We start from the raw sequence: 21,410 nt of genomic DNA on the forward strand, positions 1-21,410 counted from the left end.
AGTTAAATATAAATGCAGACCAAAACATATAGTATTATATGTATAGGTATTATGAGCTGAAGGAGCTGGAGTCGAGGGCTCCGAAACTTTTTGGAATTCCAACCGGGACGAAGCTTGATGATATGTTTTTCAAGATTGAGAAAGAAGGTGACAGGTACGTTAAAAAACCTCTCGGAGGAATACCGCATCTCGCTGTTATAAACCTCACAGGGGTTCCGGATACGGGTAAGAGTTTGCTGGCAGAGCAGTTCGCAATAACACAGGCAAATGCTGGGTACAAAGTGCTTTACGTTACGGTCGAAAGTCCCGCAAACTTTCTCTATACAGCGATGAAGCAGAGAAGCGAAGCAATGGGAGTTGATTTCAGCAAAGTAGAGAGTAACATAGTCGTCATAGATGCAAGCGAGAGCGATGAACTCAGGGAAAATCCCAAAGCACTCATGGAAACCATGGCATACGCAATCAAGGAGAAAAAAGTTACGAACACCGTCATTGACAGCATTACTGGACTTTACGAGCATAAGGAAGTGATGGCAAGGCAGATCGTAAGGCAGTTTTACAACTTCATGAAAAGGTACCGACAAACCGGTGTTTTTGTATCCCAGAAGAGGTCTGCGCAGGCAAGCGAGACTGCAGAGGCTGCAGGTGGTTTGGCGGTTGCACACATAGTTGACGGAACCATAGTTCTCGACAAAAAGCTGATAGAGTCAAGATGGGACGTGAAACTGTACGGCCTGCCAATTGGCAGCGTTTTGAGGACGATAAGAATAGACGGATGCAGGATAGCCCCTCACGACCCAAGAACCTGGGTTTTTGAAATTAGCGAGATAGGTACGATTGAGATCACAGTCCCGCTTGATGAGTTCATCAGAAAATCCGCTGAAGAGCAGTAGGGGGTGATGGAAATGGGATTTGAAGTTATCGCCAGGCCAAAAGGCGGAAATGTTGACAAAATGGCAGAAAAAGTTTTTTATGAAAGTATAAAACTACTTGGTGGTTTGAGGAGGCTGATCGAGTTCAGAAACCTGACGTGGCTGCCAAGCCTAGCAGAGGCAGCCTATGTTGTCGTCCTCAAAAATGAGACTTTGAAGACCTACGGAGAAATAGCAAGAGAGCTAGGAATAACGGAACAGACGGCAAAGAACATAGTAACTGCAGATGAGGAGGAGGTCATAAAATATCTGGAGGGTGAGCTTGAAGAGAGGCCGAAAGACCACATTGCAGGAGGAATTGCAAAAATGGCCTACAGAAGACTGAAAGAGGAAGGCAAGCTTGATACAGAAGAAATTGAAATCAGGCAGGAAGAGATGAATGTTCTGGACATAGACTGGGCGGTGCATGTTCTGGCGAAAGTCAGGGGGCTCGATTTCCCGGCTAGCAGAGAAGAGCTGGTGGAAAGGCTTGGCGGAATGATCATCAAAGGCAGAAAGATTGAGGACATCCTCGAGATGATTGAGTATCCAGTAAAATCGCCTGCTGAACTCCTGCACAAGATTAAGCTTCAGCTCTGACCAAATATTTTTTTACAGTATCCCCAACAGAGTTTTCGTGGAGATTGTTACATACTCCAAAAATGTTTTTATTCCCCTCACACCAAACTGCCGTAATCGCTGTGCTTACTGCGGATATCGGAGTGATGAGCCAAAACTGATGAGTGAGGGCGAGGTCAGATCTCTGCTTTCAAAAGCTTCCGGGGCAAAAGAGGCTTTGTTCACTTTTGGCGAGAGACCCGATGAGGCGTATCCAGAAATAAGAAGAATGCTAAAGGAGATGGGGTATTCGGATTTTGTTGACTATATTGCTCACATGAACAAAATCGCTGTGAGGACTGGTTTTCTACCTCACACAAACGCTGGAATACTTTCAAAGAATGAGCTGGCAAGATTGAAGGATTTGAATGCCAGCATGGGACTTATGCTTGAGCAGGCGGTGGAGCTGGAGTGTCACAGAGATAGCCCAGGAAAAAAGCCAGAAGTAAGAATAAAGATGATCAGAAACGCTGGAAGACTGGAGATACCATTCACCACCGGAATTCTCGTTGGAATTGGAGAAAGAAAATACGACAGACAGTATTCGCTTGAGGTAATTGCGGACTTACACAGCAATTACGGGCATGTTCAGGAGGTGATAATACAGAATTTCAAACCCAAGAAGGGGACGAGAATGGAGAACAGTTCCCCACCAACAACTGAGGAAATGCTCGAAACTGTAAAGATCGCAAGAGAGATTCTGCCTGAAGACGTGGTGGTACAAATACCACCAAACCTAGTAGACGATATCTATCCCTTTGTAAAGGCCGGAGCCAGAGACGTCGGAGGCATATCAAATGTCACCCATGATTTCATAAACCCTGAATCACCATGGCCAGAAATTGAGAGAATACAGAGCATGCTGAGGGGGGAGTTCGCACTGAAGGAGAGGTTATCACTCTATCCAAAATTCGTAAAGCTTAAATGGTATAGTACCATTCTTGAGCCGCTGATCGAGAAATATGCGGACGCTGATGGTTATGCTCGCCCTTGATGACCTGCTCAAAAATCCCTTCGAAACTTTCAGAATTGCAGATGAGCTTAGAAAGGAGCTAGTGGGCGATACTGTAACCTACGTGGTCAACAGGAACATAAATTTCACCGACATCTGCATAAACAACTGCAAGTTCTGCTCATTCAGAAATAGAAAGAAATACCTCCTCACCCTTGAAGAGATAAAAAAGAAGGTGGAGGAGGCAGTGAAGTTCGGATGTACCGAACTGTGTATTCAGGGTGGTCTGCTTCCACACGCAGATGTTGAATTTTACGTCTCCATTCTTCAGGCTGTTAGGGATGTGGATAAAAAAATACACATCCACGCTTTTTCCCCGATGGAAGTTGTCCATGCTGCAAGAAACAGCGGCATGGACATTGAAGACGTGCTGAAAATCTTCAGGCAGGAAGGTTTGGGTTCCATGCCGGGAACAGCGGCAGAAATTCTTGATGACAAAATCAGAAGCCACATATGTCCTAAAAAGCTGAAAACAGCGGAATGGGTTAGAGTTATAAAAACAGCCCACAGAACCGGAATCCCGACAACGGCCACCATCATGTACGGACATATGGAAAGCTGGAACGAAAGAATCAACCATATTCTGCTGATCAAGAAGATACAACAGGAAACTGGAGGAATTACGGAAATGATACCTCTGCCTTTTATGCATAAAAACAACGAGCTGGGCAGGCAGTACAAAGGTAGCTCCGGATTTGAGGATCTTTTAATGATAGCCATTTCCAGAATACTTCTCTACCCGGATATCAAGAACATTCAGGCCTCTTGGGTTAAGATGGGACCAAAGCTCGCCCAGGCTGCCCTGCATGTTGGTGCTAACGACTTAGGAGGCACGCTCATGGAGGAAAACATCTCAAAATCTGCTGGAGCTACAAGCGGAGAGTTCATGCCTCCTGACGAGCTGAGAGAGCTGATAAAAATCACAGGACGGGTTCCCAAGCAGAGGGATACCCTGTACAACATACTGGATTAGCCTCAGACTCTCCCTTTCATCATGACTCAGCTCGCCCATCAGTCATCATCGGCAATAAAATTATGTGTTTCGGATTTTTAACTTCTTTTCCAGTTAGCCGATCGATATCAAAGACAGGATCTGATAACCTCCGAAGATCGCCGTTGGGATCGCCGCACAGATGAGGGACCTTCTCCCGTCCAGTTCTCTCGCGTTTTTGATGGCAAAGTTCCAAATCAGCAGGCTCCAGATCGTAACGGCGATGTTTAACACGAGGGCAGAGTGCAAGTACCCGGTAGGAATCTGTTTTAGAATTGTCTTTGCGAGAATTCCCGGATCTGCTGTGAGATCTTCAGCACTTACCTTCGGCATGACGACTTTTTCCATGTAATTCAGACTTATCGGAATTGAAATGGCAGAGCCGAACAGAGAGGGTAGAAATCCGTAACCTGTGAACTCGAATGTTCTTTTAAATTCTCCCCTACCGTCGAAGAATGCCGATAATCCGTGCATGATTGCCGCTGTAACAAACCAAACGGCGAAGATGCCAATAACCGAGCTGACGGCGTTAATGTATGCCCCAGCTTCAAAGAACCTTGCAAGATCATCGGGAAGAGCTGTGGATAGTTTCATCACCAGTCTGAACTGGTAGTATGCAGCGAATGCTGCAAGCAGGACAACAATCGTGGCCGGTTTCTTCAGATTCGGCTCCCCCTCTTTCAGCTCCCCAAAGAACCTGTCCGGGTTCGTGATCAGACTCAACATGTCGGTTGATTGTACGTTCCATACTTAACAGTTTCTATGTTTAATTTAACCATAATTTTTTGATAGAGATTGTATATCGTAAGACTTAAATAGACATAGCATACAGGTGGTTGTGAGTAGTAGGCAGGTAAGAGGATGTACGAGGTAAAGGACTGGAATGAGGAAGTTATGAAGTGGCTTGCTGTTGGGCTCTGCCTGGCTATGGTGGGGTTAATGATGACATCAAATGTGGAAATTGCAAACATAGCAGGAGTTGTAGCAGGAGCCTACGCTGGGTATCACGCCGACAGTCAGATAGGGGCGATTGTAGATGGGGCGTATTATGGTCTACTGGCTAGCTCAATACCTATCGCTGCATATGGCGTCATAGTTGCAGCTGGTGTGGCGACAGGTGGTGCAGCGATAGTTGCAGGTGTAGCAATAGCTGCGTGATGAGCATGCCCAGAGGGGAAAAAATTCTCCTAAGTTTTTTACTTTTTCCTGAATATAAAGTATATTCTTTGGCATTGAGAACAAAAAACAAATACGAGAAAGATGGGTTAGTTATCTTAGCCTCGGCATGGATTGTTTTCAAGACATCGTTACTTTTAGGACTAGTACTGCAGTTTTTTGTGTATGTACATCTGAAGGCTATCATCTTTCAAATATTTGCAACACTTGGTATGCTGTCAGCAGTAACAATTACATTTTATTTAAAAATTTACAGAAATTTATGTACAGAAAATTAATTTTATTTACGACCTTTGTGTTTAGCGTAGGCTTTATTTTTGGTTTGTATAGCAATTGGGTACAATCGTCGTATTATATATGTGCTCAAAAATATGATTACGCAAACTTGTCCATTTATAGTATATTACGTAATAATATAAAAGTTATAATTTTTATTGTTGGGGGATGTGCTACCTTTGGTACGACTACGACTATAAATTTACTGCTGAATGGACACGCACTTGGTACAGTAGTCTCCACTTTCTACTCGTGTTTGGGAGCTGGAAGGTTGTCGGCCTTAATCCTCCCCCACGGCATCTTCGAAATCCCAGCCATCATAATAGCCGGGGCTGCTGGCTTTAAAATCCCCTACGAAATCATCCGCTATCTGCTTGGCAAAAAAGAGCGAATTCTAACAAAAGAAGACATCAAAGAATGCCTAACCCTCGCATTAATCTCCATCATCTTAATCGTAATAGCAGCTTGGGTCGAAGCTAACGTCACGCTGAGGATTGCCAAAACGCTGACAAAAGGTATTTGAAGATTTGAGGTGATTTAAAAAACATGGGGAAAGTCATCGAAGCAATATACGAGAAGGGAGTTTTCAGACCCCTCGAAAAGGTAGACCTGCGGGAAGGAGAAAGAGTTAAAATAAGAGTCGAGAGAACGAAGTCGGGAGATCTGCCGGAGTTTATAGATAAGTTGTCGGAAAAATTTAAAGACGTAGAAATCGATCCTCTGGAAGTTTTACTTGAAATGAGGAAGAGACCATGGGACTGACGATAGATTCGTCGGTTTACGTAGATTCAATAGTTCCCAAATATGGGGAGAGGCAAAGGCAAAAGAAATAGCAAGGCTGGCTTCTGGAGTCGAGGTATTCGAACCGAGGGTGCTCGTCGTGGAGCTGGTGGGTGTTTTGAGTAGATTCAAACCGAAAAATGAGGTTAAAGATGTGCTGGACATTACCCGGTTCGTCAATATTATGCCAGAAGACGAAATACTTGAAACTGCTGTCAACATCGCTCTTGACACGCACTGCAGAGCCATAGATGCCTACTTCATAGCAACGGCTAAAGTCACGGACTCGATCTTAATAACGAACGACAGGGTGATGGCGGGCAATGCTAAAAAAGCTGGAATCGAAGCGTACTATTTGATTGAGGAGTTTGACGAGGCGATTGAGAGATTGAAAAAACTGTAGGGCGAGTTTTTCAGGTTCGAGATTTTCGCAGTTAAAACAGTTCGATTGGGTTTAGCATTGTGTTCCATACTCAACAGTTTCCTTATTTAACTTATCCATAATTTTTTGATAGAGAGTGTATATCGTAAGACTTAAATAAGCATAGCACGCAGATTGTGATGAGCAGAAATGAGGTGGGTTAGAGATGCACGAGGTTAAGGACTGGAACGAGGAAGTGATGAAGTGGCTGGCTGTTGGGCTCTGTCTGGCTATGGTTGGATTGGCTGTGGTGCCGGGAGTGGGTGTTGGAGATGCGGCGTACATCATAGACCAGTGGATCCAGAATCATCCGAATAGCGATAAAGTGCCGTACGAGCTGAGGTGGTTGGCCTCAGGAACAGGAGCGTTTGTAGCAGGCAACCTCGCAAACATAGCGATTAGACTTGCCGTAACTGGTGCCGTAGCTGGTCCAGCAGGAGCGATAGCCTCCCTGGTTGTAGGTCTTGCATAATCTGTCATTTTTATTTTTTAGGAGGGCGCAAAGATGAGGGCGAGACGAATAATCCAAGAGGAGCTGTTCAGATTGACTAAGGGAATTATCGTGGTCGCGGTTTCAGGAGCTGCCATTGTGCTCATAGTGAAAAGTATTGGAGTTAAAAAGTTCGGGTTTATCGAAAGTGCTCTCGGTATGAGTATCTGGGGTTTTGTTGGTATGCTGGCCTTTCTAATTGCGTGGGCCGTGGTATATAGAGAAGATATCAAAAAAATACCCAAATTGCTATCAGATAAAGGGAAAAAAGAATGAAGTTAGCTAAACTTCCATTCTGCTTTTCAACCGTAGCGTACATCTTTGGAGTGTTTTTGTCTACAATATACCTTAACAAAAATAAAATCTCTCTCCTGACATTTGGGGAAGATATCCACCTGAATACAGGTATTTTCATTCCAGTAGTTCTTAATAATCTGTACACTGTTTCCTTAACAATTCTCGGCGGGTTTGTGATGGCGACTCTCACAACTCTTGAGCTTGTGTACAATGGAGCGATCATTGGCGGGCTACTTGTGATTCTCCCCGGTAATGTTTTCGTAACCTTCATTTTACCTCATGCAATCTTCGAAATCCCAGCCATAATAATAGCCGGGGCTGCTGGATTCAAGATTCCCTGCGAGGTCATCCGATACCTGATGGGCAGGAAGGAGCAGGTTCTGACCAGACATGATATCAGAGAGTACTTCACCATGGCCCTGATTTCCGTCGTGCTGATGGTGATAGCAGCCTGGATAGAGGCGAACGTGACGCTGAGAATTGCCAGAGAGATGTTGAATTCAACGAGTTAAACGAAATGCCAAAACAGGTTACTTAGTATTGCCATCCGGCATCATTTACAACTCTATCTCAAATCTCTCCTCAGTTATCTCCCTTTCCAGCTTGAAAAGCGTAACTCCGAGTTTGTCGCCAACGTCAACAAGCATGAAGCTCGGAACTCCTGGTCCTCTCCCTCCACCCCACACACCCGTTGCAGACCCGGGATTGAGCAGCACGACCTCACCCCGGTAAACATCCGGGGTGTGGGTGTGACCGGAAATGAGCACTTTAACCTTCATCTTCTTTGCAATATCCAGCAACTGCTCTCTGTTCCCCCTCGGGTAAACCTGATATCCATGGATAACCCCCACCATTCCTCTCACTACCTGATATTCCGGTAGAGGCAGGGAGTCCATGTTCCCCCTAACAACGTAGTACTCATCCGACAGGCTTCTTATGTACTCAAGCACCTTGCCCGAAGTCAGATCGCCCGTGCATATCACTGCGTCATAATCCAAAGTTTTGAAAAGGTGATCAAACTCAGAGGGAATTTTTGATGCTCTCTCGGGAATGTGCGAATCTCCAAAAATGAGTAGTTTCATAGAAGCCACTCAGGAATCTTCTGCTTTGCGATCAAATCCCCGTAACTCTCCCTCTCCCTGATGACCCACCACCTGTCCCCGCTTACAAGAACTTCAGCACATCTCGGTCTGCCGTTGTACTGACTGCTCATCACAAATCCGTAAGCTCCGGTATCGAATATGGCAATCAGGTCACCCATCTCAACCTTTGGAAGCTTTCTGTCTCTCGCCAGAACATCTCCACTCTCACAGATCGGCCCAACAATCGTGTAAGTCTCCTCCGCTCTGTTTTCCATCTTGTTCGCCACGGCAACCCTGTGGAAAGCATTGTACATTGCAGGCCTTATGAGGAGGTTGAAGCCGGCATCAACAGCTACAAAGTGCTTGAAGCCCTTCTTAACGGCATTAACTCTCGTTATCAGGACGGTGGTGTTTCCGACAATGCTTCTTCCCGGCTCAAGCCAGAGCTGAGGATCGGATTTCAACTCCGCCCTTCTCTTCTCGAACTCCGGAAGAATTGCTTCTGCAAAATCACTGGGTGTCGGAGCTCCTTTACCTTCATAGTCTATGCCCAGTCCTCCGCCCAAATCCACGAATTCCAGTTCGACACCTTCCTTCTCTATTTCAACTGCTATATCCATAACCTTGTTTAACGCATGTACGAAAGGAGAAAGGCTCAGGATTTGGCTGCCAATATGACAGTGAATGCCTGCCGGAACGACTCCATCGAGCTTCAGAGCTAGCTTGTAGGCGTCGGCTGCCAGTCCATGAGGTATTCCAAACTTTGATTCTCTCAATCCCGTAGCTATTTTCGGGTGTGTTTTGGGATCGACGTCAGGATTGACTCTAAACGCGATTTCCACCTCTTCTCCGCTCTCCACTGCAGCTTCTGAAATCAACCGCAGCTCATCTATGCTATCAACGCTGAACTTGACCCCCGTCTCAATTCCCATTTCAATTTCTCTTATGCTTTTCGAGTTTCCATTGTACAGTATCTTATCCCTCCTGAATCCGGCTAACAGGGCCAGATACAGCTCACCATCACTAAAAACGTCAGCCCCAAATCCCTGAGCAGATATTATCTTCATCAATGCAATATTGTTGTTCGCTTTGACTGCATACAAAATTCCGGCATTGGGAAATGCTTCTCTATACGCCCTGATATTGCTTTCAAGCTGAGCCTTGGAAGTTATATATACTGGAGTTCCTACCTCACTGACTATTTCAGTAACAGGAACGTTTTCTACAGTAAGAATGCCCTCTTTCTGAGAGAACATGAATAAATTGGGTTCCATGAGTTAAAAAATATTATCTCGAAATTTCAATCTTGAGTCTCTCCGGATTGTATTTCCAGTCTGCTGGCAGCACGCCCTTCTCCTTGTAGTAATTCGAAAGTCTCCAGATTTTTGCTTCTATGAGCTGCAAACCTCTTCTGTTGTGCTTGTCCTTTCTGTGCACCTCAAGATGCTTTCTGAGTTTAAGCGCCTTTTTGATGAGCGATTTCAGATCTTCGGGATATTTTATTTCAACTCCTTTCTCCCTCAGGATTTTCTGGATCTTCTTTCCTGTAATCTGCTTCACTGATGGAATGCCGTACTGGTCCCTCAGTATCATTCCTATCTGACTGGGCTCGTACCCCTCTATGAAGAGCTCCACTACCTTTTTTTCTACCTCGGCAGGCGACATATCCACCCATTCTGGAGGAGAGTCCCTATAAACCCTTTTTGATCCTGATTTGCCCCTTCTTCTCGCATGAATTCTTGCCATGAGCGTCACCTCCTTGCCCTCTCCTCCCGATTGAATATATAACTTGCGTTGCTGATAATTGATTCATTCTGCAATAAAAATGATTGGATTATGAGAACGACTGCTGTATTTCCGAAAATCGAACAAAAAGAGTTATATTTTTGAAAAACAAGTATTTGATTGTAAGGAGGGTGAGAAGTGAGAGATTGCAGGTACAGGAAGTCTTCAGGTGTTGAACTGAGCAGCATAGCTGAAAGGCATCTGGTTTGCTCGCACAATCAATTCATCCAGGAAAATATGAGGCCGAATACGTCAAAAAGGCCAGAACAGGCAGTACAGATGGTTGTTTTACCAAGGGAAAGTTTAAATAAACTATTAATAATTTTTTAAATGGTGGTATCATGGCATCTATCAGTGAGAAGATGGTTGAGGCGTTGAACAGGCAGATAAACGCAGAAATTTACTCTGCCTACCTTTATCTCTCCATGGCAGCATATTTCGAATCGGTGGGTCTGAAAGGTTTTGCCAACTGGATGAGGGTTCAGTGGCAGGAGGAGCTGGCTCATGCAATGAAAATCTACGATTATGTTGCCGAAAGAGGCGGAAGAGTTAGACTTTATGCAATCGAAGAACCCCCATCCGAATGGAATTCGCCCCTTGATGCATTTGAACATGTCTATCAGCACGAAGTCAAGGTTACAGGTATGATAAACGAGCTGGCAGAGCTGGCTATTTCAGAAAAAGATTACGCAACCTACAACATGCTGCAATGGTTTATCGCAGAGCAGGTTGAAGAGGAGGCTTCAGCAAGCGAAATAGTAGAAAAGCTCAGGCTTATAGGCAGTGATGGCAGAGGATTGCTGATGATGGACAGTGAACTTGGACAGAGGCAGTTCACTCCGCCACAGGAGGAAACAAAATGAAATACGCCATCTTTCTTTTCAACGATGATGAGATGTGCATGGTTCATGCATTTCTCTACGTCAGAGAGTTGAATGAGAACGGTGTTGAGGCCAGACTGATTCTCGAGGGTAGGGCCACGAAAGTTCCAAAGATGTACAGAGAGAGTGGATTGATAGGAAGATACTATGAGGAGGCAAAGGAAAAGAGCTGGATAGATTGCGTTTGCAGGGCATGTTCTGTAGCTACGGACTCTCTAAGCTATGCAGAAAAAGAAGGTTTGAGAATATGTGGGGATTTAAACGGACACGTTAGTATTTTGAGCTATATAAACAGGGGGTATGGCGTTCTGGTAATGGGTTGAGGTGATTGGATGACGGAAATTCTGCAGGTGTATAAATGCATGGTTTGTGGAAATATTGTGGAGGTCGTGCATGCCGGTAGAGGGCAGCTTGTCTGTTGCGGACAGCCTATGAAGCTGATGGAAATAAAAAAGACCGATGAGGGGAAGGAGAAGCATTTACCGGTAATAGAAAGGTCGGATGGCAAGGTTGTCGTAAAGGTCGGGAGTGTTCCACACCCCATGGAAGACGTCCATTTCATCGAGTGGATCGAGCTTCTGGTGGATGGATTTGTCTACAGAAAGCAGCTAAAACCGGGGGATAGGCCTGAGGCAGAGTTCAGTGTTGAAGGTGAAAAGCTGTCCGCTAGGGCATACTGTAACGTTCACGGACTCTGGCAGCAATGAGGTGGATGGATGGATACTCCCAAGAATTTAATAAAGGGGTATATCGGAGAGAGTCTGGCGATAAGCAGGTATCAGATATATTCTAGTATAGCTGAGAATGAGAAATACATCTACGTTTCGAAATTTTTCAGAGAGGTTATTGAGAACGAGAAGAAACATGCAGAAATTTTTGCAAACTTCATAAAAAAGCTGGATGTTGAGGCCTCCGAAGTTGAGATCAGGGCCCCCATAAAATTCGGTACCACAGCCGAAAACTTACAGTATGCTGTTGAGGGGGAAAGATGGGAAGCTGAGGAATTTTACCCGCTGACTGCGGAGACAGCGGAAAGGGAGGGATTCAGAGAGATAGCAGAAAGGGTTAAGACTCTCGCCAGTGTTGAGGAGCAGCACCGGAAAAAGTTCGCAAAACTTCTTGAACTTGTTGAAACGGGAAAGATGTTCAAAAGAGATGAGGAGGTTGAGTGGATGTGTCTTGTATGCGGTTACACGGAGAGGGGGCAGGAGCCGCCAAAAGTTTGCCCCAACTGCGGGGCCATGTACTACCATTTCGTTTCGAAAGATATTCTTGCTTTGTGAGGTGATGAAATATGGGAACGCTCGAAAATTTGGTTAAGGCCTTTATGGGAGAAAGCATGGCGAGAAATCGCTACACCTTCTATGCGAAGGTGGCGAAGAATGAAGGATACGTTTTCATTCAGCGGGTATTTCTGGAAACGGCCGAGAACGAGAAAGAGCATGCCGAAAATCTGCTTAAATTCATTCAACAGTTGAGAGGAGATAAGGAAGAGATTGTAGTGGACCGGGCCGGAGCTCCTGTAGTGTGGGGAACGACGGTAGACAACCTGAAGGCTGCTATTGCCGGAGAACACTACGAAAACACCGAGATGTACCCGAACTTTGCCGATGAGGCGGAAAAAGAGGGGTACAAGGATATAGCAGCTAAGCTGAGAGCAATTGGGGTGGCTGAGAAGCATCACGAAGAAAGATACCGCAGACTGCTTGATGAAATTGAAAAAGGTACATTCTTCAAGAGAGATACGGAGACGGCGTGGGTCTGTCTTGAGTGCGGGTATGTCCACTACGGCACGGAGCCGCCTGAGGAGTGTCCTAGCTGCGGACATCCGAGGGCCTACTACGTTGCCCAGGACTTGCTTTCTCTTTAATTTTTTGGGTAGATAAAATGGACATCCGGGCTTTTTACAAGATGAGCTACGGTGTATACATTGTAACATCAGCAAAGGATGGAAACTTTGCGGGACAGATAGCCAACACCGTGTTTCAGGTTACCAGCAACCCGGTAAAAATTGCAGCATGTCTGAACAAGGAGAACGTAACCCACAGGTTTGTTGATGGAAGCAAAACCTTCGGCGTAACAGTTCTTGAGCTGGAAACGCCACTAGAGTTCATAGGAAGATTCGGCTTCAGGAAAAGTGATGATTTCAACAAATTTGAGGGAATAAACTATAAAATTGGAAAGACTGGAGTTCCGCTGGTTACAGACCATGCCATCGCCGTAATAGAGGTCAGAGTTATTGATAGCTGCGATGTTGGAACCCATACCCTGTTCATAGGAGAGGTTGTCGACGCGGAACTGGTGAAGGATGCTGAGGTTCTCACGTATGCAGACTACCAGTTGATAAAGAAGGGCAAAACACCGAGAACGGCAACAGTGTATTTCGAAAAATGAGCATTGAAGAGCTGCTGAAAAGTGGGGAATTCAATAGAATAAGGAAAATATCCCGTCTGGTATCTTTTTTATACCATCCAGATGAGCTGCTGAGGTTCAGAGCTGCTGAGGCCCTTGGCGTTATGTGTAAGGGCAGCAAGGCAAGAAACTACATTCTGAGACTTTTCTGGCACCTCAGCGACGAAAGTGGAGCCTACTGCGTTGGCGCACCTCTCGGTATAGCGGAGATCGGAAGGAACAATCCGGAGATTTTTGAGGGATTCAAAAACAAGTACGTTTCCCTGCTCGATGACTGGGAGGTTGAAAGAAAATATGTGGCTTATGGAATCGGCAGAACGGCCAGGATCATCAGAAATGCTTTTCCAAATCCGGCAGAAAAGCTGAAAGAGAAGATTGAAGAGATCGAGAGCGCCGAATTCAGAGCTTATGCAATATGGGCACTCAAAAAGCTCGGTGAGAGTATCCCGCATGTAGTATCTCTCCCTGAGGATGCCGTCAGATTTTACGATGGAAAGAATGTGGTTGAAATGAGCTGGAAAAAATTTGTGGAAACCTTCATTCTTCAGGAATCTCCGGAAGATACCTCTTAAACAGAGCATAGAACATCGCTGTCAGAAAAACTGCAATGCTGACAAACAGAAAAGCCACTATCACCGTCACTGCAACCATCGGCATTACGATATAGAAGTTGAAAAAGTCCGAAGCAAGCAAGCCCTTTTCTCCAGTAACAACCATGTACGGGTACCTTGCACCACTGTTCATAAGCTCTCCCAGAAAGACGGCAGTGAGTGAGAGGATTGCGGTGTATTTTGCGTAATTTAAAGCTTCCTGATCAGATTTTATGAAACACATTAAGCTCAGAACCAGCAGGGCAAGAACCACCGTAACTTTGGCGGTCAGCACCGGTATGAAGTGCCCGAAGGTTACTGTGCTGAAGATATACGGTGAGCTGTCCGCCAGAGACGCCCAGTAAATAATCCCTATCGGTATCTGAACAGCGAGAAAAACCAATCCGTAACGGTAGCCAATTCTTGAACCTCTTTTATCTTTCTCCATGGCCATCAGGTATGCAACCACGAACCCACCAACTGACAGGGCTGCGAAAATCGTATGGAGGTAAAGTATCCAGAAAGTCGGATTCAGGTAAGCGTTCCATGCTACGACCTTAACTCCGGCGAGATAGTCAGCTACGGCAGTTGGATGATTTATTTCAGCAAATATCGTTCTGAATCCAAAAGGAATGGCAAAGCCGGAAACAGCCATTATCATCCCAATGGCGCTGTGATATCTGGGGCTCACTTTCCCCCAGGTGTACCAGAAAATCCCTATGCTTGGAATTCTGATCATTATGCCGATTAAAGCAATGAGTATTGGTGTAAAAAGAACATTCGTTGCGAGGGCCGTGAGTGATGGAAAGAAGCCAGCAAGAAATACCGTTATTATCGTCCCCCACACGCCTGAGAACAATTCGAATATAACAAGAATCTTGAAAACCCTTCTTGCAAAGAACTCAAGGTACGCATCATCTTCCCTGTATGCCATTAGCCTTGCGAAAGCCGATATCCAGCCGGTTCCAAGCGTGATTGAAACAAGAATGATATGAATCAGCACCGCCAGTCCGAGAACAGAAAAACCGGTGATCACTGCATTCATTCCCTTCCACCTCCCGAGCCTTTTTTGAGAAGTTCTACAAATCTGTAACCTCTCGTTGCAACGGTGTACATGGCGAAAAGTCCACTTACACCGATAGCTGCAATCACAAGACCCATGAATGCCGCAAATTCCGGTGTCACAGCACTACCGACGACTGTTACGAGATCATCGGGATAAAGCAAACCATATACAGTCCAGGGTTTTCTGCCGACCTCCCTGACGAACCAGCCGAGTGTGGATGGAATAACGGATCCGAGTAGAATCAGGAAGGAAAGGACAACAACAGATCTCTCTCCCAGAATTTTCAGGACAAGCATTGAGATAGGGTTAATTCGGTACAGGTGGGCAAAAAGAGCCACTGCTGAAATGAATCCCAGTATGCCGAAGGCTATCTTTGTGTAGTAAGCTGTATGAACCACCTGCATTCTGCTCAAACTTCTGTCAAGGTCGGTGTAGCATATCCGCTTCAGTCCGGTATTTAAAGCTGAATCGATATTCTTTTCCGAGATCTGGACACCAAGTTCTGAAGATAGAGCTAAAAGATAGTCTCTACTGAGACCAACCGATTTTACCAGATCTCCGAGCTTTGAGCTGCCAAGTTCATCGCAGCTTCTCCTGAACTCATCAAAACCCGGAATCGGTTTAGAAGGGTTGCCATATGCGATGAGAGCAACAACCGGATTGTAAAACGTCTCCTCTGCCCCCTCGATAAGTGCAAACTTCGTGGGATTGTACTCAACAACCCCCTCCCCCATAAAGTGCCCGAATATGGTTGGCTGGACGAGGAAAAAAACCAGAACGACAAAAGCTGCAACCTTCACTACTTTGAGATACTTCTTATCGCCAGTTTTATGGTACCTGTATCCGTATGATGCCAGAGCTATGGATGATCCCACCAGAAAAGCTGCAAACAGCGCATGTAAAACCGAATAAAGGGCAAACGGATTGTAGAATGCCACGAACGGATCTGTTAAAATAACACCAACCTCCCTTGCAACGTTTGGATTCTGAATTATTGCCTGAATAGGCAAGCCAGAAGCAAGAGTAAGCACCTTTAAAGCAACCAGCTTCTTCACATCCACGACAAGAGGTCCATACTCTGGAAGGAAAGGATACAAGGTCGCCGGAACACTGCCCGTTCCCCATGGAACTACAAGCCAGGAGTTAACACTTGTTATGAGAATACCCGAACCCGCAGCGAAAGCCCAGTAAACAGCGAGGATTGCAATGCTCCGAGAGGTCCTGATTTTCCCGAGTGTAACTATGAACAGGACAAGTGTTGCAATCTCGTTAGCAAACATTATGAGCTCAAATGCAAGTGGTGTTAAGGCGAAGCTTGCAATAACGAGAATCGTTCCGGGCCATGCCTGTACCAGACCGAATTCAACCAGAGTTCCTGTTATGGCGCCGAGCGCAAAGTTTACGGCAAGAACAGACGTCATCAGCCTTGCAGCTCTGAAATAATCCTCATCATTTGATTTCATGTATTTCCAGAGCAGTCCGATTATTACCGGAGGAAATCCGAGTGTAATGCTGAGGAAAAGGGCATGGAAGTATATTCCAAATGCAGAAAGGGCTAGCATTGGCTGAACATCTGAAATGCTACCACCTCCTTAAACAATATTTCAGATATTTTTCCACAATATAAATTTTTTGTTCGATTTTCGAATATTAAAGTACTATGTACGGGCATTATGCATTTCAACGCCAAAACTTTAAAACTTCTCGAAAATCCATTTTGATGTTCAGGGTTATTCCGGCAGTTGACCTGAAGGACGGCAAGGTTGTAAGACTCAGGCAGGGGAGAGAAAAAGAGATTACTTTTGAAGCGGAAAATCCTGTTGAAATTGCTAAACACTGGGTGGAGATGGGAGCAAAGGTGCTTCACGTAATCGACCTGAGCGGGGCATTTCAGGGAAGGTTGAAGCATGAGGACGTCATTGCAGAGATTGCATCCTTCGTTGAGGTTCAAGCTGGCGGGGGTATTAGAGACCTTGAGATTGCCGAGAGACTTTTCGATGCTGGTGTTGACCGTGTTATTTTCGGAACCATAGCCGTTGAAAAGCCAAACGAAGTTAGAGAATTTGCCGAAAGCTGGGAGAGAAGGGTTATGATCGCAATCGACTCAAAGAAAGGAAAGGTTGCTGTTAAGGGATGGAAGGACACAGTTGAGCTAACACCCATTGAACTCGCTGAGTTTTACGATGACCTCCGGGTTTCTTTCCTATACACAAACATAGACGTTGAAGGGCTGGTTTCAGGTATTGAAAAGCAAAAAATCGATGAGGTTGTGAAAAAGCTAAAAAACCCTGTCTATATTGCCGGCGGAATTGCAAGTGTTGATGACATCAGATTCGTAAAGAGGTGTGGAGGAGCAGGTGTCATCATAGGCTCCGCTCTCTACACTAAAAAGCTTAAATTTGAAGACGCAATAAAGGTTGAACATGAAAAAGTTTAGCAGAAAAACCGATGAGACTGAGGTCTCGGCCATTTTTGGATCGGAAAAAACTGAGGTGAGGACGGGAGTACCCTTCCTTGACCACATGCTTAGGACGTTTGCCAGACATTCCGGATTCGGAATTACCGTCATTGCCGATGGAGATAACGTGCATCACATAGTCGAAGATGTTGCAATAGCTCTGGGCAGGGCCGTGGGTGAGATGGACAAGAAGGGAATTGAAAGATTTGGCGACGCGATAGTGCCGATGGATGATGCTGTTGCTATTTGCGGTCTGGATTTCAGTGGAAGAGGCGTTTTTGTTTTTGACGGCGAGATCAGAGACTCAGATATGAGGGGTGAGGACTTCCTGCACTTTCTCGACACCTTCTGCAGAAACGCTGGAGTTAACGTGTATCTGAAGGTCAGGGGCACCAATTCTCACCACATGATGGAGGCCGCCTTCAAGGCGATCGCCATATCTCTGAAAAAGGCCCTAAAAAAAAGTGGTAAAGACTATAGAAGTGCCAAGGGTGTGCTGGACTGATGCTGATAGAGGCTGAGAAGCTGAGCAAGAAGTTCGGAAAAAGATATGCAATTAGAGATATCAGTTTTGGGATTGAAGGTGGGAAGGTTGCCATCATGGGATACAACGGTGCGGGAAAATCCACACTGGTGAAACTTATTTGCGGAATTTTAAGGCCCACGTCCGGAAAGATATCAGTTCTGGGCAGGAACCCGGCAGCATCACCTGAGGTGAGAAGAGAGATAGGCGTTGCCTCGCACAATCCCATGCTGTACAGAGAGCTGACGGTAAAAGAAAACCTGGAGTTTTTCTCAAAACTCTATGGAACAGAATTCGAATCAGATCTGGCAGAAATGCTGGGATTTAGGGAGTATCTTAACAGAAGGGTTTTTGAGCTTTCAAGGGGATATTTGCAGAGAGTGTCCTTTGCCAGAGCACTGATAAACTCTCCGAAACTGCTTGTGCTTGACGAGGTCACATCGGGGCTTGACCAGGCAGTCAGAGAGAACATTCTTGAGATCCTTGAAGGTTACAGAGGATGCGTTCTCTTCACGACACATGTTCTTGACGAGGCTGAGTTCTGCGACTCCTTCATTGTTCTGAAGAACGGAAAAATTGCATATTTCGGAAAGAACTATGAAGAAGCTGTGGGGATACTGAATGAAGGCAATCGAGATTACTAAAAAGGATTTGAGGATAGAGTTTAGAACAAAGTCCAGTCTCAGCCTCATGCTCCTGTTCAGCCTCACTGCTGCGTTTCTTTTCAGCGCTGCAATACCTGATCCTGAAAAACTCTTTTCGCCTCTTCTCCTCATAATCTTTTTTCTAACGGGTATACTTGGCTATTCCACCTCACTCCTAAAGGAAGTCGATACCGAAACCATTGAGGGGCTTAAAGCTTCTCCCATAACCCCACAGCAAATTATGATCGGAAAAATGGTATTTAATCTGATAATTATGTTCATTGTTCAGATTTTCATATTTCCCATCTGTTATGCTCTTTTTGATGTTTCTGGCAATTTCCTGTTGGCCTTTCTCGTTTTTGTGATATGCAACTCTGCACTGGCGATAACGATAACTGCCCTTTCCCCACTGCTCTCTCATTCAAGATCCAGGGAGATTCTTCTTCCTGTGCTGGTCTTTCCGGTAATCTTCCCCATTATCAGTCTTACGGTTTCTCTTACAGATCTCGCCCTGTCCGGTGAAATCGACATTTACCGGCTTCTGTTCATGGTATCTTTCACCGGCTTAATTTTTAGTCTGTCCATGCTTACGGTGGATAGAGTTCTGTAGATAACTGCGAATCCAGAAACCAAGCACGGGACGTTAAATATTACCGACACATTAATAAAAATCAGAAAAGCATGTTTAAACCTTCAATAAACGCCTCAACCGACGCCATTATAATATCGGTCCTCGCACCTCTGGCTGTTACCACCTTGTTGTCCTTCTTCAGTTGCACCACCACGTCGACAAGAGCGTCGGTACCACCAGTTATGGCGTCAACGTGGTAGCTTACGAGCTTGACGTCTGCAAAATCCTTTATGGCCTTTCTTATTGCATTTATGGCCGCATCAACAGGACCAAGACCAACGGCTGCCTCAATTTTTTCGGTGCCGTTGATCTTCAGTTTCACACTTGCCATCGGCATAACGTTCTTTCCGCTGAATATTGCCAGATCCTCAAGCTTTACCTTCTTCTCACGCTTTATTTGCAGAACCGTTTCGATTATGGTTCTGACGTCCGCATCGGTAACCCTCTTGCCCTTATCTCCAATCTCCTTTATCCTCATGAGAATTTCCTTCATCTGCTCAGGTGTTGCCTTGTACCCAAGTTCGTTCATTATCGCCTCCACGCTTGCCCTTCCAGCGTGCTTTCCGAGAACTATTACCCTTTTCCTCCCCACAACTTCAGGCGAGATCGGCTCATAGGCAGTTGCATCCCTGAAGAGTGCAGAGGTATGGATTCCACTCTCGTGTGTGAAGGCATTCTCCCCCACCACTGCCTTGTTTGGTGGAACGACGACCCTTGAAAGTCTTTCCACTAGCTTTGAGGTGTTGTATATTTTCTCTTTTTTAATGTTCGTCTTAATTCCGTAAATGTATTCGAGAGCTATCACTATCTCTTCAATCGCCGCATTTCCCGCTCTCTCCCCCAGTCCGTTTATCGTTCCGTGAAACTCGTCTGCACCAGCTTTAACACCAAAAATTGTGTTCGCAGTGGCGAGACCGAAATCATCATGACAGTGAATCGCAAGAGGCAGTCTGACTTCAGACTTAATTCTTTTAACTATCTCCTCCATTTTTTCTGGCGATAACACTCCAACCGTGTCGGTGAATGTTACCCTGTCTGCCTTCACTTCCTCAGCTTTCCGGAAGAGGTCTATTACAAAATCAAGGTCGGCTCTCGAGGCATCCTCTGCTCCGAATTCCACTATCAGCCCTCTGTCTCTCGCATACTCGATAGCTTCGGCACTCAGCTCAATGATATATTCACGACTTTTTCCCGGGAATTTTGCATTTATGTGTATGTCAGATGACGGGGCTACCATGAAAATGGAATCAGCATTTGCATCTGCAGCGGCGTCAATATCTTCTTTTTTAATCCTTGCGAAGCTGCATATCTCTGCTTTCAAACCTCTCTGGGAGATCTCCTTGATGGCCTGGAAGTCTCCCTCTGAAGCGATGGCCGTTCCTGCTTCGATTATGTCCACACCGAGGTTGTCCAGAGCTTCAGCTATCATTATCTTCTGCTCTACACTGAGCGATACTCCGGGAGTCTGCTCCCCGTCTCTGAGCGTGGTGTCAAGAATTTTGACCTGCACGTTTGCTAAAAGAACAGATGGGTAATAAAAACTTTGGGCTGAAGACGGGCTTTGGAACAAAATTCTCCTAATCCCTGACAACGACTACATGTACTATCCACCCAAATAAATCTTGAGAACGTCAACTTTAGCTGATTCCCAAAAGAGCTAATCTCCTCCTCGAACACAACTTCAAAGTTGCCTTTCCTCACCTCTGTCGTTCCTAGATTTTTTGGGATCAAAGTTAGATACAAGACAATAGAAAGGCTTTAAATTCAGAATGAAAAAGTACAACCTCTTGAGCCCCAGCATTAAATATTCCCCGACCGTAAGCTAACGTGAAGACACTAAATTTCTTCAAGCTGTTCCACAATCTTTTCAACCTTTTCGCCAACATTTTCAATTCTGCTTTCCATTCTGCTGATGCTCGTTTTCATATCGCTTACACTCCTCATAAGCATGTAGAATCCGATAAGCATTATCGCAGCCATTATGCCGAATCCAACAAGCAGTCCCAGCCAGAAATCGGATTGAGTGTATCCCATTCCCCAGGGCATTCATCACACCTCCAAATTCCTTATGATTTCGTTGCTGATTGAAAAGTTAAAATGCTTCGCTTTATAGTATTTTTTGGCTCTACTCCCCTCCAGCCTCAGATCGCTCTCCACAAGTCCAGCTTTCTCCAGTTTCTTTAAATGTAAGTATAAAAGCTGTCTGGATATTCCAAGCTCCTTTGCAAGCTCGTAAACGCTAAGCTCCCTGTCCATGAGCATCTTGAGGACTTTAATCCTCAGAGGATGTGAAAGAGCATCGCCGAGGTTGACTATGTCCTGAAGGCTTGGCATTGCTGTGAGTAACATTTATGTTACATATGTGT

General features: G+C 45.3%; 31 protein-coding genes. 22 read left to right on the forward strand and 9 right to left on the reverse strand.

What is annotated here, in order from left to right; genetic code table 11:
* The first annotated feature begins 38 nt into the window (after positions 1 to 38).
* From JFQ59_RS03025 to cofH, 4 genes are read left to right on the forward strand one after another with little or no spacing between them, the layout of a single operon-like run.
* A complete protein-coding gene (locus tag JFQ59_RS03025; protein ID WP_202318936.1) occupies positions 39 to 893 on the forward strand; it encodes a KaiC domain-containing protein in 855 nt (284 codons plus the stop codon).
* Positions 894 to 905: 12 nt separating this feature from the next.
* Positions 906 to 1,511, forward strand: coding sequence for a KaiC associated regulatory domain-containing protein (locus JFQ59_RS03030; protein WP_202318937.1), 606 nt, complete (start codon positions 906 to 908; stop codon positions 1,509 to 1,511).
* 37 nt (positions 1,512 to 1,548) lie between these two features.
* Entirely contained in the window at positions 1,549 to 2,523 is a 975-nt protein-coding gene (gene cofG, locus JFQ59_RS03035) for a 7,8-didemethyl-8-hydroxy-5-deazariboflavin synthase subunit CofG (RefSeq protein ID WP_202318938.1), read from the forward strand.
* Positions 2,510 to 3,514, forward strand: coding sequence for a 5-amino-6-(D-ribitylamino)uracil--L-tyrosine 4-hydroxyphenyl transferase CofH (gene cofH, locus JFQ59_RS03040; RefSeq protein ID WP_230972242.1), 1,005 nt, complete (start codon positions 2,510 to 2,512; stop codon positions 3,512 to 3,514). Before cofG ends, cofH begins: the two co-directional genes overlap by 14 nt.
* 93 nt (positions 3,515 to 3,607) lie before the next feature.
* On the opposite strand, the gene JFQ59_RS03045 is transcribed toward cofH, so the two are convergent.
* The gene (locus tag JFQ59_RS03045) at positions 3,608 to 4,258 is read right to left on the reverse strand and encodes a Yip1 family protein (RefSeq protein WP_202318940.1); all 651 of its coding nucleotides are present in this window, start codon (positions 4,256 to 4,258) and stop codon (positions 3,608 to 3,610) included.
* A 213-nt stretch (positions 4,259 to 4,471) separates the two neighbouring features.
* Between JFQ59_RS03045 and JFQ59_RS03050 the strand changes: the two genes are divergently transcribed.
* The 7 genes from JFQ59_RS03050 (at position 4,472) to JFQ59_RS03080 (ending at position 7,484) form a co-directional block, all read left to right on the forward strand.
* A complete protein-coding gene (locus tag JFQ59_RS03050; RefSeq protein ID WP_202318941.1) occupies positions 4,472 to 4,690 on the forward strand; it encodes a hypothetical protein in 219 nt (72 codons plus the stop codon).
* Positions 4,691 to 4,970: 280 nt separating this feature from the next.
* The gene (locus tag JFQ59_RS03055) at positions 4,971 to 5,507 is read left to right on the forward strand and encodes a stage II sporulation protein M (RefSeq protein ID WP_202318942.1); all 537 of its coding nucleotides are present in this window, start codon (positions 4,971 to 4,973) and stop codon (positions 5,505 to 5,507) included.
* A 23-nt stretch (positions 5,508 to 5,530) separates the two neighbouring features.
* The gene (locus tag JFQ59_RS03060; RefSeq protein WP_202318943.1) at positions 5,531 to 5,746 is read left to right on the forward strand and encodes an antitoxin family protein; all 216 of its coding nucleotides are present in this window, start codon (positions 5,531 to 5,533) and stop codon (positions 5,744 to 5,746) included.
* A 67-nt stretch (positions 5,747 to 5,813) separates the two neighbouring features.
* Complete coding sequence (locus JFQ59_RS03065) at positions 5,814 to 6,167, forward strand: PIN domain-containing protein (protein ID WP_330999834.1); 354 nt, start codon at positions 5,814 to 5,816, stop codon at positions 6,165 to 6,167.
* Between the two features lie 184 nt (positions 6,168 to 6,351).
* On the forward strand, positions 6,352 to 6,657 hold the full coding sequence (locus JFQ59_RS03070; RefSeq protein WP_202318944.1) for a hypothetical protein: 306 nt from the start codon (positions 6,352 to 6,354) through the stop codon (positions 6,655 to 6,657).
* 33 nt (positions 6,658 to 6,690) lie between these two features.
* A complete protein-coding gene (locus JFQ59_RS03075) occupies positions 6,691 to 6,951 on the forward strand; it encodes a hypothetical protein (RefSeq protein WP_230972243.1) in 261 nt (86 codons plus the stop codon).
* Positions 6,948 to 7,484 (forward strand): stage II sporulation protein M, encoded by a 537-nt coding sequence (locus JFQ59_RS03080; protein ID WP_202318946.1) that lies wholly within the window; start codon positions 6,948 to 6,950, stop codon positions 7,482 to 7,484. The genes JFQ59_RS03075 and JFQ59_RS03080 overlap by 4 nt, the downstream gene beginning before the upstream one ends.
* Before the next feature lie 45 nt (positions 7,485 to 7,529).
* On the opposite strand, the gene JFQ59_RS03085 is transcribed toward JFQ59_RS03080, so the two are convergent.
* The 3 genes from JFQ59_RS03085 to JFQ59_RS03095 are packed head-to-tail and all read right to left on the reverse strand — an operon-like array spanning position 7,530 to position 9,800.
* Entirely contained in the window at positions 7,530 to 8,054 is a 525-nt protein-coding gene (locus tag JFQ59_RS03085) for a YfcE family phosphodiesterase (protein ID WP_202318947.1), read from the reverse strand.
* Entirely contained in the window at positions 8,051 to 9,310 is a 1,260-nt protein-coding gene (gene lysA / locus JFQ59_RS03090; protein ID WP_202318948.1) for a diaminopimelate decarboxylase, read from the reverse strand. Before lysA ends, JFQ59_RS03085 begins: the two co-directional genes overlap by 4 nt.
* 31 nt (positions 9,311 to 9,341) lie before the next feature.
* On the reverse strand, positions 9,342 to 9,800 hold the full coding sequence (locus JFQ59_RS03095) for a 30S ribosomal protein S15 (RefSeq protein WP_202318949.1): 459 nt from the start codon (positions 9,798 to 9,800) through the stop codon (positions 9,342 to 9,344).
* 380 nt (positions 9,801 to 10,180) lie between these two features.
* Between JFQ59_RS03095 and JFQ59_RS03100 the strand changes: the two genes are divergently transcribed.
* The 7 genes from JFQ59_RS03100 to JFQ59_RS03130 are packed head-to-tail and all read left to right on the forward strand — an operon-like array spanning position 10,181 to position 13,704.
* The gene (locus JFQ59_RS03100; protein ID WP_202318950.1) at positions 10,181 to 10,702 is read left to right on the forward strand and encodes a ferritin; all 522 of its coding nucleotides are present in this window, start codon (positions 10,181 to 10,183) and stop codon (positions 10,700 to 10,702) included.
* Positions 10,699 to 11,043, forward strand: a complete 345-nt coding sequence (locus tag JFQ59_RS03105) for a hypothetical protein (RefSeq protein WP_202318951.1) — start codon at positions 10,699 to 10,701, stop codon at positions 11,041 to 11,043. Before JFQ59_RS03100 ends, JFQ59_RS03105 begins: the two co-directional genes overlap by 4 nt.
* Before the next feature lie 9 nt (positions 11,044 to 11,052).
* Positions 11,053 to 11,427, forward strand: a complete 375-nt coding sequence (locus JFQ59_RS03110; protein ID WP_202318952.1) for a desulfoferrodoxin — start codon at positions 11,053 to 11,055, stop codon at positions 11,425 to 11,427.
* 9 nt (positions 11,428 to 11,436) lie between these two features.
* On the forward strand, positions 11,437 to 12,003 hold the full coding sequence (locus JFQ59_RS03115) for a rubrerythrin family protein (RefSeq protein ID WP_202318953.1): 567 nt from the start codon (positions 11,437 to 11,439) through the stop codon (positions 12,001 to 12,003).
* 11 nt (positions 12,004 to 12,014) lie between these two features.
* Entirely contained in the window at positions 12,015 to 12,590 is a 576-nt protein-coding gene (gene rbr, locus JFQ59_RS03120; protein WP_202318954.1) for a rubrerythrin, read from the forward strand.
* Positions 12,591 to 12,631: 41 nt separating this feature from the next.
* Positions 12,632 to 13,114, forward strand: coding sequence for a flavin reductase family protein (locus tag JFQ59_RS03125; RefSeq protein ID WP_330999832.1), 483 nt, complete (start codon positions 12,632 to 12,634; stop codon positions 13,112 to 13,114).
* Complete coding sequence (locus tag JFQ59_RS03130; protein ID WP_202318956.1) at positions 13,111 to 13,704, forward strand: DVU0298 family protein; 594 nt, start codon at positions 13,111 to 13,113, stop codon at positions 13,702 to 13,704. The genes JFQ59_RS03125 and JFQ59_RS03130 overlap by 4 nt, the downstream gene beginning before the upstream one ends.
* Here JFQ59_RS03130 and JFQ59_RS03135 read toward each other — a convergent pair.
* Both JFQ59_RS03135 and JFQ59_RS03140 read right to left on the reverse strand, forming a co-directional pair.
* A complete protein-coding gene (locus tag JFQ59_RS03135) occupies positions 13,670 to 14,767 on the reverse strand; it encodes a cytochrome ubiquinol oxidase subunit I (RefSeq protein ID WP_202318957.1) in 1,098 nt (365 codons plus the stop codon). The genes JFQ59_RS03130 and JFQ59_RS03135 overlap by 35 nt on opposite strands.
* Positions 14,764 to 16,350 carry a cytochrome ubiquinol oxidase subunit I gene (locus JFQ59_RS03140; protein WP_202318958.1) on the reverse strand — a complete coding sequence of 529 codons (1,587 nt, stop codon included), beginning with the start codon at positions 16,348 to 16,350 and terminating at the stop codon, positions 14,764 to 14,766. Before JFQ59_RS03140 ends, JFQ59_RS03135 begins: the two co-directional genes overlap by 4 nt.
* 158 nt (positions 16,351 to 16,508) lie before the next feature.
* On the opposite strand from JFQ59_RS03140, the gene hisA reads away from it, so the two are divergent.
* Genes hisA through JFQ59_RS03160 form a run of 4 tightly spaced genes read left to right on the forward strand, consistent with a single transcriptional unit; the run spans position 16,509 to position 19,023 of the window.
* Positions 16,509 to 17,225: a 1-(5-phosphoribosyl)-5-[(5-phosphoribosylamino)methylideneamino]imidazole-4-carboxamide isomerase gene (gene hisA / locus JFQ59_RS03145; protein ID WP_202318959.1), complete on the forward strand. Its 717-nt coding sequence runs from the start codon at positions 16,509 to 16,511 to the stop codon at positions 17,223 to 17,225.
* Positions 17,212 to 17,751, forward strand: a complete 540-nt coding sequence (locus JFQ59_RS03150) for an imidazoleglycerol-phosphate dehydratase (RefSeq protein ID WP_202318960.1) — start codon at positions 17,212 to 17,214, stop codon at positions 17,749 to 17,751. The genes hisA and JFQ59_RS03150 overlap by 14 nt, the downstream gene beginning before the upstream one ends.
* Complete coding sequence (locus tag JFQ59_RS03155) at positions 17,751 to 18,413, forward strand: ABC transporter ATP-binding protein (RefSeq protein ID WP_202318961.1); 663 nt, start codon at positions 17,751 to 17,753, stop codon at positions 18,411 to 18,413. The genes JFQ59_RS03150 and JFQ59_RS03155 overlap by 1 nt, the downstream gene beginning before the upstream one ends.
* Positions 18,391 to 19,023 (forward strand): heme exporter protein CcmB, encoded by a 633-nt coding sequence (locus JFQ59_RS03160; protein ID WP_202318962.1) that lies wholly within the window; start codon positions 18,391 to 18,393, stop codon positions 19,021 to 19,023. Before JFQ59_RS03155 ends, JFQ59_RS03160 begins: the two co-directional genes overlap by 23 nt.
* A 61-nt stretch (positions 19,024 to 19,084) precedes the next feature.
* Here the strand turns inward: JFQ59_RS03160 and JFQ59_RS03165 are convergent, their stop codons facing one another.
* The 3 genes from JFQ59_RS03165 to JFQ59_RS03175 form a co-directional block, all read right to left on the reverse strand.
* Positions 19,085 to 20,554: a 2-isopropylmalate synthase gene (locus JFQ59_RS03165; RefSeq protein ID WP_202318963.1), complete on the reverse strand. Its 1,470-nt coding sequence runs from the start codon at positions 20,552 to 20,554 to the stop codon at positions 19,085 to 19,087.
* Positions 20,555 to 20,880: 326 nt separating this feature from the next.
* Entirely contained in the window at positions 20,881 to 21,090 is a 210-nt protein-coding gene (locus tag JFQ59_RS03170; RefSeq protein ID WP_202318964.1) for a hypothetical protein, read from the reverse strand.
* Positions 21,091 to 21,093: 3 nt separating this feature from the next.
* Positions 21,094 to 21,378, reverse strand: a complete 285-nt coding sequence (locus tag JFQ59_RS03175; RefSeq protein WP_230972244.1) for an ArsR/SmtB family transcription factor — start codon at positions 21,376 to 21,378, stop codon at positions 21,094 to 21,096.
* Positions 21,379 to 21,410 lie beyond the last annotated feature (32 nt).

The sequence above is a fragment of the Archaeoglobus neptunius genome (assembly GCF_016757965.1).
Classification (GTDB): Archaea; Halobacteriota; Archaeoglobi; order Archaeoglobales; family Archaeoglobaceae; genus Archaeoglobus; species Archaeoglobus neptunius.

Coding starts and splice junctions, on each gene's coding strand:
- JFQ59_RS03025 (WP_202318936.1), top strand. CDS start 39: ATGTATAGGTATTATGAGCTGAAGGAGCTGGAGTCGAGGGCTCCGAAA.
- JFQ59_RS03030 (WP_202318937.1), top strand. CDS start 906: ATGGGATTTGAAGTTATCGCCAGGCCAAAAGGCGGAAATGTTGACAAA.
- cofH (WP_230972242.1), top strand. CDS start 2,510: ATGCTCGCCCTTGATGACCTGCTCAAAAATCCCTTCGAAACTTTCAGA.
- JFQ59_RS03045 (WP_202318940.1), bottom strand. CDS start 4,258: ATGTTGAGTCTGATCACGAACCCGGACAGGTTCTTTGGGGAGCTGAAA.
- JFQ59_RS03050 (WP_202318941.1), top strand. CDS start 4,472: ATGATGACATCAAATGTGGAAATTGCAAACATAGCAGGAGTTGTAGCA.
- JFQ59_RS03055 (WP_202318942.1), top strand. CDS start 4,971: ATGTACAGAAAATTAATTTTATTTACGACCTTTGTGTTTAGCGTAGGC.
- JFQ59_RS03060 (WP_202318943.1), top strand. CDS start 5,531: ATGGGGAAAGTCATCGAAGCAATATACGAGAAGGGAGTTTTCAGACCC.
- JFQ59_RS03070 (WP_202318944.1), top strand. CDS start 6,352: ATGCACGAGGTTAAGGACTGGAACGAGGAAGTGATGAAGTGGCTGGCT.
- JFQ59_RS03075 (WP_230972243.1), top strand. CDS start 6,691: ATGAGGGCGAGACGAATAATCCAAGAGGAGCTGTTCAGATTGACTAAG.
- JFQ59_RS03080 (WP_202318946.1), top strand. CDS start 6,948: ATGAAGTTAGCTAAACTTCCATTCTGCTTTTCAACCGTAGCGTACATC.
- JFQ59_RS03085 (WP_202318947.1), bottom strand. CDS start 8,054: ATGAAACTACTCATTTTTGGAGATTCGCACATTCCCGAGAGAGCATCA.
- lysA (WP_202318948.1), bottom strand. CDS start 9,310: ATGTTCTCTCAGAAAGAGGGCATTCTTACTGTAGAAAACGTTCCTGTT.
- JFQ59_RS03095 (WP_202318949.1), bottom strand. CDS start 9,800: ATGGCAAGAATTCATGCGAGAAGAAGGGGCAAATCAGGATCAAAAAGG.
- JFQ59_RS03100 (WP_202318950.1), top strand. CDS start 10,181: ATGGCATCTATCAGTGAGAAGATGGTTGAGGCGTTGAACAGGCAGATA.
- JFQ59_RS03105 (WP_202318951.1), top strand. CDS start 10,699: ATGAAATACGCCATCTTTCTTTTCAACGATGATGAGATGTGCATGGTT.
- JFQ59_RS03110 (WP_202318952.1), top strand. CDS start 11,053: ATGACGGAAATTCTGCAGGTGTATAAATGCATGGTTTGTGGAAATATT.
- JFQ59_RS03115 (WP_202318953.1), top strand. CDS start 11,437: ATGGATACTCCCAAGAATTTAATAAAGGGGTATATCGGAGAGAGTCTG.
- rbr (WP_202318954.1), top strand. CDS start 12,015: ATGGGAACGCTCGAAAATTTGGTTAAGGCCTTTATGGGAGAAAGCATG.
- JFQ59_RS03125 (WP_330999832.1), top strand. CDS start 12,632: ATGAGCTACGGTGTATACATTGTAACATCAGCAAAGGATGGAAACTTT.
- JFQ59_RS03130 (WP_202318956.1), top strand. CDS start 13,111: ATGAGCATTGAAGAGCTGCTGAAAAGTGGGGAATTCAATAGAATAAGG.
- JFQ59_RS03135 (WP_202318957.1), bottom strand. CDS start 14,767: ATGAATGCAGTGATCACCGGTTTTTCTGTTCTCGGACTGGCGGTGCTG.
- JFQ59_RS03140 (WP_202318958.1), bottom strand. CDS start 16,350: ATGCTAGCCCTTTCTGCATTTGGAATATACTTCCATGCCCTTTTCCTC.
- hisA (WP_202318959.1), top strand. CDS start 16,509: ATGTTCAGGGTTATTCCGGCAGTTGACCTGAAGGACGGCAAGGTTGTA.
- JFQ59_RS03150 (WP_202318960.1), top strand. CDS start 17,212: ATGAAAAAGTTTAGCAGAAAAACCGATGAGACTGAGGTCTCGGCCATT.
- JFQ59_RS03155 (WP_202318961.1), top strand. CDS start 17,751: ATGCTGATAGAGGCTGAGAAGCTGAGCAAGAAGTTCGGAAAAAGATAT.
- JFQ59_RS03160 (WP_202318962.1), top strand. CDS start 18,391: ATGAAGGCAATCGAGATTACTAAAAAGGATTTGAGGATAGAGTTTAGA.
- JFQ59_RS03170 (WP_202318964.1), bottom strand. CDS start 21,090: ATGCCCTGGGGAATGGGATACACTCAATCCGATTTCTGGCTGGGACTG.
- JFQ59_RS03175 (WP_230972244.1), bottom strand. CDS start 21,378: ATGCCAAGCCTTCAGGACATAGTCAACCTCGGCGATGCTCTTTCACAT.